The sequence below is a fragment of the Mucilaginibacter sp. P4_G9 genome (assembly GCF_056400985.1).
In genome coordinates this window covers 1-11867 of sequence record NZ_JBFUKF010000159.1, presented here as the reverse complement: position 1 = coordinate 11867, position 11867 = coordinate 1, and the positions used below count along the sequence as shown (strand labels likewise).

The 11867-nt window shown below is 45.7% G+C and carries 13 protein-coding genes; 6 read left to right on the top strand and 7 right to left on the bottom strand.

Annotated features, from left to right (window positions below):
- Window positions 1-602, top strand: a 602-nt coding sequence (locus tag AC1DPZ_RS14665) for an alkaline phosphatase family protein (protein ID WP_477404597.1), incomplete at its 5' end; no start/stop codon positions are given.
- 38 nt (window positions 603-640) lie between these two features.
- Here AC1DPZ_RS14665 and AC1DPZ_RS14660 read toward each other — a convergent pair.
- The 6 genes from AC1DPZ_RS14660 to AC1DPZ_RS14635 form a co-directional block, all read right to left on the bottom strand.
- Window positions 641-1807 (bottom strand): glycoside hydrolase 100 family protein, encoded by a 1167-nt coding sequence (locus tag AC1DPZ_RS14660; protein WP_477404595.1) that lies wholly within the window; start codon window positions 1805-1807, stop codon window positions 641-643.
- A gap of 12 nt (window positions 1808-1819) precedes the next feature.
- Window positions 1820-2962 (bottom strand): glycosyltransferase family 4 protein, encoded by a 1143-nt coding sequence (locus AC1DPZ_RS14655; RefSeq protein ID WP_477404593.1) that lies wholly within the window; start codon window positions 2960-2962, stop codon window positions 1820-1822.
- A 3-nt stretch (window positions 2963-2965) separates the two neighbouring features.
- Window positions 2966-3595, bottom strand: a complete 630-nt coding sequence (locus AC1DPZ_RS14650) for a PIG-L deacetylase family protein (protein WP_477404591.1) — start codon at window positions 3593-3595, stop codon at window positions 2966-2968.
- Between the two features lie 208 nt (window positions 3596-3803).
- A complete protein-coding gene (locus tag AC1DPZ_RS14645) occupies window positions 3804-3974 on the bottom strand; it encodes a hypothetical protein (RefSeq protein WP_477404589.1) in 171 nt (56 codons plus the stop codon).
- A gap of 16 nt (window positions 3975-3990) precedes the next feature.
- On the bottom strand, window positions 3991-4167 hold the full coding sequence (locus tag AC1DPZ_RS14640) for a hypothetical protein (protein ID WP_477404587.1): 177 nt from the start codon (window positions 4165-4167) through the stop codon (window positions 3991-3993).
- A gap of 21 nt (window positions 4168-4188) precedes the next feature.
- Window positions 4189-4581 (bottom strand): response regulator transcription factor, encoded by a 393-nt coding sequence (locus AC1DPZ_RS14635; RefSeq protein ID WP_477404585.1) that lies wholly within the window; start codon window positions 4579-4581, stop codon window positions 4189-4191.
- Window positions 4582-4818: 237 nt separating this feature from the next.
- Between AC1DPZ_RS14635 and AC1DPZ_RS14630 the strand changes: the two genes are divergently transcribed.
- Window positions 4819-5004, top strand: coding sequence for a DUF2188 domain-containing protein (locus AC1DPZ_RS14630; protein ID WP_477404583.1), 186 nt, complete (start codon window positions 4819-4821; stop codon window positions 5002-5004).
- 144 nt (window positions 5005-5148) lie between these two features.
- Here AC1DPZ_RS14630 and AC1DPZ_RS14625 read toward each other — a convergent pair whose 3' ends face one another.
- Window positions 5149-5421 (bottom strand): hypothetical protein, encoded by a 273-nt coding sequence (locus tag AC1DPZ_RS14625; protein WP_477404581.1) that lies wholly within the window; start codon window positions 5419-5421, stop codon window positions 5149-5151.
- Between the two features lie 83 nt (window positions 5422-5504).
- Here AC1DPZ_RS14625 and AC1DPZ_RS14620 point away from each other — a divergent pair, with 83 nt between their 5' ends.
- From AC1DPZ_RS14620 to AC1DPZ_RS14605, 4 genes are all read left to right on the top strand, one after another.
- On the top strand, window positions 5505-6245 hold the full coding sequence (locus AC1DPZ_RS14620; RefSeq protein ID WP_477404599.1) for an ImuA family protein: 741 nt from the start codon (window positions 5505-5507) through the stop codon (window positions 6243-6245).
- A 1-nt stretch (window position 6246) separates the two neighbouring features.
- The gene (locus tag AC1DPZ_RS14615; protein ID WP_477404579.1) at window positions 6247-7749 is read left to right on the top strand and encodes a Y-family DNA polymerase; all 1503 of its coding nucleotides are present in this window, start codon (window positions 6247-6249) and stop codon (window positions 7747-7749) included.
- Window positions 7750-7758: 9 nt separating this feature from the next.
- On the top strand, window positions 7759-10956 hold the full coding sequence (locus tag AC1DPZ_RS14610; RefSeq protein WP_477404577.1) for an error-prone DNA polymerase: 3198 nt from the start codon (window positions 7759-7761) through the stop codon (window positions 10954-10956).
- 170 nt (window positions 10957-11126) lie between these two features.
- A partial coding sequence (locus AC1DPZ_RS14605; RefSeq protein WP_477404575.1) for a PAS domain-containing protein occupies window positions 11127-11867 on the top strand: 741 nt, incomplete at its 3' end.

Below are 11867 nucleotides of genomic sequence, written 5' to 3'. Positions count from 1 at the left end.
ACCGTTTATTCCGCGAGCATAACCTGGTACAGATACGTGTGGAACGGGGATTAGAACTGCTTGACCCCGGCGCATCCAAAGCGTTTGTAGTTGCTGATCATCAGATAGCCCATGTATACATTAATGACCCATCGGTAACGGAACAGGTAAAAGCTTTATTAAAAACAGTACCGGGTATCGGGCTTGTGCTTGACCGTAAAGAGCAGGCCGCTTATCATATAAATCATGAACGTGCCGGAGACCTGGTATTAATGGCTGATGAAAGCTGTTGGTTTACCTATTATTTTTGGCTGGATGATGCCAAAGCGCCCGATTATGCCCGCGTGGTTGACATTCACAAGAAACCGGGTTATGATCCTGTGGAAATGTTTATGACCTCAAAAGCCCGTGCAGGATACAAACTGCTGCGCAAAAAAGCCGGATTTAGGTATGTAATGGATGTTATCCCCTTAGATGCCACATTGATTAAAGGATCGCATGGGCGGATTGGTATTCCTGAAAAGTATAAACCCGTATTAATAACCGACGATAAGATTTTACAGGATCATATTGCTCCGATTGATGTTTTTGACATTATCTGGAAACATTTAACAATGAAGTAGCAAATTGAAGCGCAAAAACGATAAAATGAGGTGATAGATTATCCCCTCATTTTATCAAAAAAGGGCGTTTTTCTTTCCTGTACACAGGTTGCAGCATACAGGTATAAAGCGGCGCTCCAGCTTTGCCAGTCAACCCCCATCACATGACCATTCTGCGCCTTTATCCATTCATTAAAGCCAAACTCAAGATTTTGGTCCTGGGATAACCTTACCAGTTTGGTTAGCTCCATCAATTTTTGCTCTGCAAGCCGATACCGTTTAGCAGCAACAAGCGCCGCAACATAAAACCCACATATAAACGGCCAGATTCCGCCATTGTGATAATTGCCGGGCATGTTAAAATTCTCGTAGCGGGGATGCCAGTCAGCATCACCAGGCAGCACAAAAGGGAAAAAATTTGGCGGAATGTCAGCAGCCAGATCGCCTTTTTGCTTCATAAGCCGGCATTCTTCTTCTACCCAGGCTATAATTTCTTCAGCTTTTGAAACAGATACCAGGCCGGCAAGAATAGCCATACTATTACCCAGCAGATCAAACCGTTCGCTAAAATGAACCTTGTATGACCAGAAAGCATAATACGGCTTGCTTTTAACTTTAAGCCCTTCGTGTTTGTGAAACGGGATGTAATCCTCAATGGTAAACCGTTTCATTTCTTTGCACATCTGGTCTGCCCGCTCATCCTGCCCAAGCAGGCGCAGGTAACTGTAAACAACCGTATTTACAAACAAACCATACCCTAATACCCATTGCTCATCGCGCCAGTCGCTTGTTGGCTGCTGGGCAACCATTATCCTGTCAGACGGGCTTTGATACTCCATCCAGGTTAATGATTTTTGCACGGCGTCTTCTAAAAAATCTGCCTCGCCTGTCAGCTCCCTGAATATGCCAACACCCATTAAAAACAATGGCGTAGTATCGCTTGCACCCCGGTCATCTTTATCATGTACCAGCGAAGTTATATGGCCGTGACTGGTTTGGTTTTTTGCAAGCGTTTGCAATACTTTACGGGTGCTTTCAATAAGGTGCTTGTTACCGCTCACCGCTATGCCTAAAATAGACAACATCAGGTCGCGGGTGTAGGGCTCAGGGTATCCCCATCCGGCGGTACGCGGTAAACCATGAAATGGTCCATGCGAATTATGGATCAAAATTTCGGTAGCGGCTTTTTTTGCTGCTTCAATCTCCAACCAGTTTACTGTTTCCATAGCTTGCTCAATTTAGGATATCCTTAATTTACGGGTCACTGTTTCAACAAATTTTTTGGCTACTATCCTGTAATCAAAATTCTCAACAACACGTTTTCTGCCTGCCTTACCCAACTCAATCCTTTTTAAGGGGTGGTTCATCAGCTCAAGTAAAGCTGCAGCTATATCATCTACGTTTGCCCGATAATCTACCGTACGGGGAATATCAAATTCAACAATATGATTCTCCTCATAGCCTGCAGCTTTTCCTAAGGTAACGTGGTTTACCACAATATGCTGCGCTATATTGGCAAGCAGCGCAGTTTCACCATCAACCATTGTATCCAGCATACCCATCGCTTTCATGGATATAACCGGTTTGTGGCAGGCATTTGCTTCCACTTGCGACATACCAAAACCTTCCAAACGCGAAGGCGCGGCATAAATATCACACGCCCCCATTAAATAAGGTATAAAATTCCGCGATACAATACTGTTTGCATAAAGCACGTGATCTTCAATACCCAGCTCCCGGGCAAGTTCCCGGTCAGCCTGGTTTTGCAGATCGGTACGTGGCTGCGGCCATACCTTGCAAACATATTTCCAGGGGGGTACTTTGCCTTTTATTAGGGCAAGCGCGCGCATTACTTCCTGCGCGCCTTTTGATGCTGCATCCCCGCCAATGGTAAGCAGCATCAATTCAGCAGGCGATATACCCAATGATGCTTTTACTGCTGCAATTTTCGGATCATCATTTTCACGGGGTATAAAAGCATCTGTATCACAACCTACGGGTAACACCTCAATATTTTCAACGCTTATTCCATCGCGCACATACATTTCCTTTACCCAGTTTGAAGTGACCAAAATCAACGGTAACTTATTCAACACATCCTGGTAATTGGCAATATAACCGTCGGCAACTAACCAGGGAACAGGCTGAACTCCAAATTTCTGCGGATGGAGGACCAGATCAGGTGTATGCCCCCAATAACCAATCCCCGTTACTACGTCGGGTTTAAACCAGCGGTAATACCATTCCTTTTCCTGCGGGGATTCGCAATTTACAGCAAAGGTCTCCACCCCCATTTCAATCAGGCCCTTGTAAAGCAGTTCACCTTGTGTTGCCAAACCGCTGGGAGACGGGGGATAATCATATAATAATAAAACTTTCATATATTATCTGTTAACCAACCAATCATAGGCCTGGTCGGCGCTTAAAAATTGCCAGAAGGCCTCTTCCTCAGGGGTGGTTTGCGCTTCCCAGCTATCCGGATTAAATCCGTATGTATTTGTAATAATGTTATATTTCCTTTGCCAAATTTCATAGGGTAATGCATAAAAAACAGGCGCGTTTTTTATCGCAACAGGGAAATGAGCCCTTTGATGATCTTCAAAAGCAAAAGCCCAAAATTCGCTGGTTGTCAATTTACCCGAGTGCCATAAACGGATCACAGCGGCGCCTATTTCCTCATGTCGGCGGTGCCTGGTATATTCCCCATAAATACTATGGGTTATAATAAGGTCAAAGTGGTTTAACGGCAATAATGCAAGAATTGAATTTTCTACTTCGTGCTCTGGCAGTGGGCTTTGTTCGGGGCTATCATCCATATCCCCCATCGCGCCGTTTGCACCTAAAATATTTAAGACATTTTCAAATTTGGGAGCGCGGTCGGCGTCGTTTTTCCGGCAAAGGCTGGCAATAAAACACTGCCAGTAAGGATTGCTTAAAATAGTCCCCCCGGCCCACAAGGTTTCATCATCCGGATGTGCCACAATAATGGCCACTGTCTTTGTTTTTTTGTCCATCAGGTCAATAAAAAACACTTATTCCCGTAAATAGTTTTTAAAGATTACGCCGGGCATGTGACAGAGTGGTCGTCCTGTGAAGCTGGGTAGTGGTGAATGGAGTTTTCACGGGTATTTAAATTTTTTGCCTGGTATACGCCAAAGCTGTCGAAAAGCAGGTATATAAATTGAGAATGGTGCTAACTTTTCAGCCAACACCATTCTTGTTTTACTTGTTCCCTTTTAAGCGATGCCATTTTTCAAGGGCTTCCTTTTGAAGCAATTTGGTACGCTCTATCGATAACCCTTCTTCGTCTTTTTCACAAAGCGGTCCTTCGGTTTTTATTACCGGTGCCCTTGGCTGGTTTGAAACAGCCGTTTGATTTTTCTTTAATAACATAGCCTTTGGTTTTGTGTTAAACATTATCCGGCGACTGTTCGTCATGGTCCTTGTGAGCCTCCGGCTTAAGTTCCGACTGTATCAATTCTTTCTCAAATTTATTTTCGTCCTTGATGTTCCTTTTGATCAGCCAGATTACCAGTATAGCCATCAGGACGATAAACAGACCGATCCACCAATAATTGATATCCATGACCTTTAAATTAGTGCATATTTATAGTGTTAACTCGGTGTATTTCTTTTTTCGTTTATACCAGGAGACCTGTTTCCTGACCACCTGGTAAAGCTGATCCAGGTCGAATGGTTTTTTTAGATAATCATCAAAACCCAGCTCCCGATAATGTGCATCAATGTTGTTATCGCAGCTTATAGCAATTACCGGCAGGCCTGGAAAATGCGACTTGATCCATTGGCAAACCTGCTTGCCGGAATGATTACTGAGCCAGCAGTCTAACAGCACAAGCTTTGGGCGGTGCTGCCTGATCATATCCAGAACATTTTCGTTTTGATCAGTCAGGCTGTAAACACGGAATCCCTCCATTTGTAGAGCGATACTGAGCACCTCTAAGGTGGCAGCATCGTTTTCTTGTACCATGATCGTTTCCATAAGCTTTATTTTTTTATCAATAAACAATAGAAACACCGGCAGAAATAATTTTGGTGTTGGTTGAATAAATGGTATGATTTTAACGTAGTGTTTGCCCCGTTAGTATATAATTAACAAAGAAAAAATCAGTGTCTTAATATGGGTTAAATTTGGGTATGCACCAGGCAAGGCATCAACTCATTAATGACCTAAAAACATTCCATTTTTCAGATTGTTAATTTTAAAAAAGGAGGTTTTATGCCCTGGTATAACGGAGATTACCCGCCATCTTACAAAAATCAGCCAAAAAAGCTTCGGGAAAAGGCGGTAGAGATCGCAAATGAAGTATTGAAAGATGGCGCTGAAGAAGGCATCGCCATTGCTACAGGATTGAAACGTGCGCGTCAGTTTTTTGCTAACCGAAAGAAAAATGAAGCTAAATAACTACCCGAAAAGTTAGATTGACCCTGGCTGTCATTGGGTTTAGCGGATTTAGATATTCCAACAATTCTTTTGGCAATCTCGTGCGCTGTCCGGCTTCTGCAAAAAAACGCAGCTGTTCCATATAAGTCCCTCACCTCTCCCCTTTTAAACAGTTTCTACGTAACCAATGATGAACCTCGCCAGTTGTTCCTGTTCCGCAACGGTAAGTATTTCGCCATCATAAATCCAGTAACCCTGTGCATCAAACAATATCCGGCCTAAGTAATCAGGGTTATCTTCAAAGGCAGTATACAAGTGATAGCACAGCACGGCTCCCTTACTTTCCGTATCCGGCACTACCCGCACAATCTCGTCAGGGCCGCTTTTACGTTTAATCCATGCTTTTGCTTCTTTGGTCAACTCCATATTCTTCATCATGATAAAACAAATGTCAAAATTATTTTTTAATTCTTCATATAAATTGCTAAATTTATTAGCAATTTTACATTTCCAAATTGAAAGTGTATGCCCGATACCAAAAAAATATCATCAGTCAGCTCCGAAAGGATATTTTGCTTTTGGAGGGCTTTAAGCCGCCGGCAGCAGGCGCTGCTTCTGTTATGGGGTTGGGATCAGTCGAAGCCGCTTTTCCGAATGGTATTTTTCCGACCGGAACAGTACATGAATTTTTAGGCACAGAAACGGAGCAGGCTGCGGCTTGCGGCGGCTTCATGGCCGCGTTATTAGGCAGGCTGATGCAAAATGATGGTATAGGCGTATGGATCAGTACCTCCCGAAAACTATTTCCCCCTGCCCTCAAGGCATTTGGCATCGAGCCCGACCGGGTAATTTTTATCGATCTTCAAAAGGAAAAAGATGTGCTTTGGGCAATGGAAGAAGCCTTGAAATGTGAGGGGCTCGCTGCTGTTATCGGGGAAGTACGGGAGATCAGCTTTGCGCAATCACGAAGGCTGCAACTGGCGGTTGAAAACAGCAGGGTGACCGGCTTTATCCTACGCACTGATGCCCGTAAACTAAGTACTACAGCTTGTGTTGCCCGCTGGCAGATCACTTCAATACCAAGTGAGCCGGAAAACAATATGCCGGGCATAGGTTTTCCGCGCTGGCAGGTGGAGCTGCTAAAAGTCCGTAACGGCAATCCGGGCGCCTGGCAAATGGAATGGGCGATAGACCGATTTATCCCTATCCACAAACCTGCCACCGAAAATGAATTGCCACTGCAACCATTAAAGGCCGGTTAATATGCAAAAGCGTTTTGTTACCATATGGTTTCGTCATTTACTTACAGACTGGCTTACCCTCCGCAAGCCTGAATTAAAAGGCGTGCCTGTTGTATTTGCCGCACCTGATCACGGCCGCATGGTTATTACTGCAACAAACAAAGAGGCAGTATTACAAGGGGTTACTATCGGTATGGTAGCGGCGGATGCCAAGGCCATTGTTCCCTGCCTGCAGGTGATCGATGACATTCCTGGCAAAGATGTAAAACTGTTGACATTATTAGGCGGGTGGTGTATCCGTTATACACCTTTTGTAGCGGCCAACCCGCCGGATGGGCTGATACTTGATGTTACCGGCTGTACCCATTTATGGGGTGATGAAAAAGGTTTTTTAAAAGAAGTGCTTACCCGGTTAAGAGGTAAGGGTTTTGATGTACGGGCAGCGATGGCCGATACCATTGGTACCGCCTGGGCTGTTGCCCGGTTTGGGCAGGTTAAAGCCATTATTGAACCCAACGGGCAAACTGAAGCTTTGCTGCCCTTACCACCTGCCGCGCTTCGCCTGGACAATATTATTACGGAGCGCCTGCAAAAATTAGGGTTTCGCAGCATTCGCAGCTTTATTACCATGCAGCGCTCTGCTTTGCGGCGGCGTTTTGGGCAAAACCTGCTTTTGCGGCTTGACCAGGCTTTGGGCCAGGCAGAGGAAGTAATTCGGCCATTGCAACCTATTGAACCTTACAGCGAACGGTTGCCTTGCCTGGAACCGATCAGGACAGCTATCGGGATTGAAATTGCGATTACACGCTTACTGGAAATGCTTTGCCTGCGTTTAAAACAGGATGGTAAGGGGCTGCGGACAGCCATTTTAAAATGCTACCGGATTGACGGCAAAGTAGAACAAATAGCCATCGGCACTAACAGCGCTACCCACCATATTCCGCATTTGTTCAAATTGTTTGAATTGAAAATTGCAACTATAGAACCCGCTTTAGGCATCGAGCTGTTTGTAATGGAAGCGCCGAAAGTAGAAGATGCATCCATAGTACAGGAAGCTTTATGGGCAGGCAGCCCCGGCCTGGAAGATACGGCAATTGCCGAACTGCTTGACCGGCTGGCAGGGAAAGTTGGCGCCAATGTTATACACCGTTACCTGCCGGTAGCACATTACTGGCCGGAACGATCGGTTAAAGCGGCCGGTTCACTCCAGGACAAACCGGAGATTGACTGGCGTACCGATAAACCACGACCTATATCATTGCTAAATGTACCCGAAACCATTGAAGTAACGGCGCTGATACCCGATAACCCGCCTATGCTGTTTATTTACAAAGGTAAGGTGCACCAGGTTACAAAGGCAGATGGCCCGGAGCGTATTGAGCGGGAATGGTGGCTGGAAAACGGGGAACACCGGGATTATTATATGGTGGAAGATGCGGATGGCAAGCGTTACTGGCTATTCCGCTTAGGGCATTATTCGGGCGACAAAATGCACCAATGGTTTATTCATGGATTTTTTGCGTAAAAGAGGTAAATGATGAGTTACACCGAATTACAGGTCACATCCAATTTTAGCTTCCTGCGGGGAGCTTCTCATCCTGATGAACTGGTGGAACAGGCTGCAGCCTATGGATATTTGCGGATAGCCATTACTGACCGCAATACGCTGGCCGGGATTGTTCGCGCCCATGTATCCGCAAAAAAAATTGGTATTTCCATTATTCCCGGCTGTCGGCTGGATCTGCTGGATGGCCCAAGCCTGTTAGCCTACCCTACTAACAGGGATGCTTACAGCCGTTTATCCGGCTTACTAACAGTTGGCAACCTTAGAGCAGAAAAGGGCCAGTGTCATTTATACCGGGCAGATGTGTATGAACATGCTAAAGGCATAAAATTTATTGTTGTACCCCCAGCTTCGCTGAATATCCGGTTTGATTTTGAGAATAATTTTAAAAGCGCTTTAGCAGAATACCGCGAGGCGCTGGGATTGGAAGTTTACTTAGGTGCTATGCGCCTGTATAACGGTGATGATACCAAGCAGCTTCACCGGCTGTCTCAATTAGCAGAAAAGCTGGACATACCGATGGTAGCTACCAATGACGTGCATTACCATGAACATGCCCGGCGGGAGCTACAGGATATTTTAACCTGCGTTCGTGAAAAATGCACGATCCAAAATGCGGGTTTTCTGCTGCATCAAAACGCCGAAAGATACCTGAAACCCATAGCTGAAATGCAGCGCCTGTTCAGGCAATACCCTGATGCCATTTTGCGTACACAGGAAATCGCCGAAGCCTGCCGGTTCTCCTTAGACAGCCTGGAATATGTTTATCCCGAAGAAATAACCAGTGATGGCCGCACTCCTATGGAAGAATTAACCTTTTTAACCTGGCAGGGGGCTGAGGAACGATTTGGTGGAGCTATCCCCGAAAAAATAGAAAATACGATCCGGACTGAACTGGCCTTTATGGAAAAACGAAACCTGGCGGCCTATTTCCTTACGGTTCATGACTTTGTGCGTTTTGCCAGAAGCCAGCGCATCTTATGCCAGGGACGGGGTTCGGCAGCCAACTCGGTTGTTTGCTATTGTCTCGGCATTACCTCCGTTGATCCTTCCAAATTCAGACTGCTGTTTGCCCGGTTCATGTCTGAAGCCAGGAACGAACCACCCGACATTGATGTAGACTTTGAGCATGAACGCCGCGAAGAAGTAATCCAGTATATCTATAACAAATATGGCCGAGACCGTGCCGCCATTGTTGCCACAGTAACGCAGGAGCGGCAAAAGGGTGCAATCAGGGATGTGGGCAAAGCCATGGGCTTATCTGTAGATACCATTAACCGTTTATCAGCTTCTATCTGGGAATTTACCGATGAATGGTTTGAAGGCAAATTACTTACCAGCCAGGGCCTGGATCCCAAAGATCCGTATTTGAAAAAAGTGCTGGAATTGACCGGCCAACTCATGGGTTTTCCGCGCCAGCTTGGTCAGCACACCGGCGGCTTTGTCATCACTCAAGGTAAATTATCCGACCTGTGCCCGGTGATGAATGCGCGGATGGAAAACCGTACCTGCATCGAATGGAACAAGGACGATATAGACGCATTGGGATTTTTAAAAGTGGATGTGCTGGCGCTGGGGATGTTGACATGTATACGTAAGGCGTTTGACCTGGCCAAACAGCATTACGGACTTGACCTAACCTTAGCCAATGTTCCGCAGGATGATCCCGCCGTTTACGAAATGATCAGCCATGCGGATACCATCGGTGTTTTCCAGATTGAAAGCCGGGCACAAATGTCCATGCTGCCCCGCCTGCGCCCCAACTGCTTTTACGACCTCGTGATCGAGGTAGCTATTGTTCGCCCGGGGCCAATCCAGGGTGATATGGTGCATCCCTACCTGCGCCGCCGTAATAAGGAAGAACCGGTGGAATACCCCTCCGAAGAACTGGAAGAAATACTGGGCCGGACATTGGGCGTGCCTTTGTTCCAGGAGCAGGCCATGGAGATTGCCATTGTAGCCGCAGGCTTTACACCAGCAGAAGCAGACGAACTGCGCCGGAGTATGGCCTCTTTTAAAGCCAATGGCAAGTTGTACCTATACGAAAAGAAAATAGTAGATGGCATGATGGCCAGGGGTTATGAAGAGGACTTTTCCAGGCGGATTTTTAAACAGCTGCAAGGTTTTGAGGGCTACGGTTTTCCCGAAAGCCATGCGGTTTCCTTTGCGCTGCTTGTTTATATTTCCTCGTGGCTAAAACATTATTATCCCGATGTTTTTGCCACTGCCTTGTTAAATAGTTTGCCTATGGGCTTCTACCAGCCTGCGCAGATTGTGATTGATGCACAAAAACATGGTGTAGAGGTAAAACCGGTAGATATCAACCTCTCGCAATGGGATAACCTGCCGGAAGAAAGATCAGGCAGGTATTGCGCCGTTCGCTTGGGTTTCAGGCAGGTTGCCGGCTTGCGCGAAGAAGATATTGAAGCCCTGATTGCCGGAAGATTAGCTGGCTACTCTTCGATTACCGCTTTGCGCGATGCAGGTGTGCCACAGGTGACATTGGAAAAGCTGGCAGACGCGGATGCTTTCTGCTCTTTAGGGCTCGATCGCAGGCAGGCTTTATGGGAGGTATCCGCTTTAGGCGACAGGCCGGTTGAGCTTTTTAAGGGCCAGCCGTCTGAAAGCGCGACCGAAATACAGGTAGCCCTGCCATTCATGACAAAAAGCGAACATGTGGTACAGGATTATGCTTCAACATCGTTATCACTCAAAGCCCACCCGGTGAGTTTTTTACGCGAAAAATTGAAGCTGCTGCATATTTTACCGGCAAAAGAACTGGACATGGCTAAAGATGGCGATTTTGTAAAAGTAGCGGGTTTGGTGCTGGTGCGCCAAAGGCCAGGTACCGCAAGCGGTATTTGCTTTATTACGATAGAGGATGAAACCGGAACCACCAACCTGGTGGTTTTTCAAAAACTGTTTGACCAGTACCGCAAAGAGATCTTACAGTCCAAACTCATCATGGTGGAAGGCAGGCTGCAAAAAGAAGGCGAGGTTATCCATGTCGTTTTAAAGCGTTGCTACAATTTTAATAAGCTACTGGGCAACCTCACCGCTGCCCAAAATGAAGACCTCCCGGTACTTACCTTATCCCGCGCAGACGAAAAAAGTGTACCAGCCATTGCCCAAAAGGATGTTTTCCATAAGGGAAGGAATTTTAAGTAAATTATATAATTGAACCAACCCGTATACCAGGCAAAATGTGGTGGAATTTTTCCCGAAAAGCAGCATTTTTTCTGATACAAATCCATGCGGGCAAAGTCTGTTTATACACGCTTTAATCAAACACTTTTTAGCCAAAATATGTTAATACTTTGATCATAACGTGATTCGGTATGGAAAAAGAAATTGGCTCACCAAACTTTGAAAAAAGGTTCCTGGAATGCAATGATAAGTTTAATACCATATTTAAGCAGACCAGTGCCGCCAGCAAGATCATTGCGTCGGATTTAACGATCCTAAAAGCAAATAATGCCCTGGCAGAACTACTGGGTTATTCCACCGCAGAAATCGAGGGCTCAAAAATTCTTGATCATGCCTGCGAAGAATATAAACAGCATTGGCATGAATTGCAGATGGAGCTTTGGTCAAAAAAAGTTCCTTTTTTTAAACTCCAGGCTTGTCTTCACAAAAAAGACCGATCACTTGTATGGGTAAACGTGACAACGATTTTGTTTAAAGATGAAGGCGAAACCTTTGGTTTTACGGTATTAGATGACTACACTGGTTTGAAGCGTTTTGAAGAAAGCGAAAAACGCCTGAATATGGCGCTTAAATATTCAAAAATGGCAGTATGGGAGCTGGATTTAAAGGATAACACGGTTTACCGTTCAGAAGGGCACGATGAAATATTTGGTTATGATCAGCAGCAGAAAAACTGGAATATAGAAACATATTTCCCGCATTTGTGGAAAGAAGACCTGCCAAAGTTCCAGGCAGCTATCAACTCCTTACCCGAAAGTGATATGATAGACCTGCAAGTGAGGCTTGTAACCCGGGACGGATCGGTTAAATGGGTGAATTTCCAGGGTAAAACAGAGACTGATGCTGCAGGGAAACCTTTGAAGATATTGGGA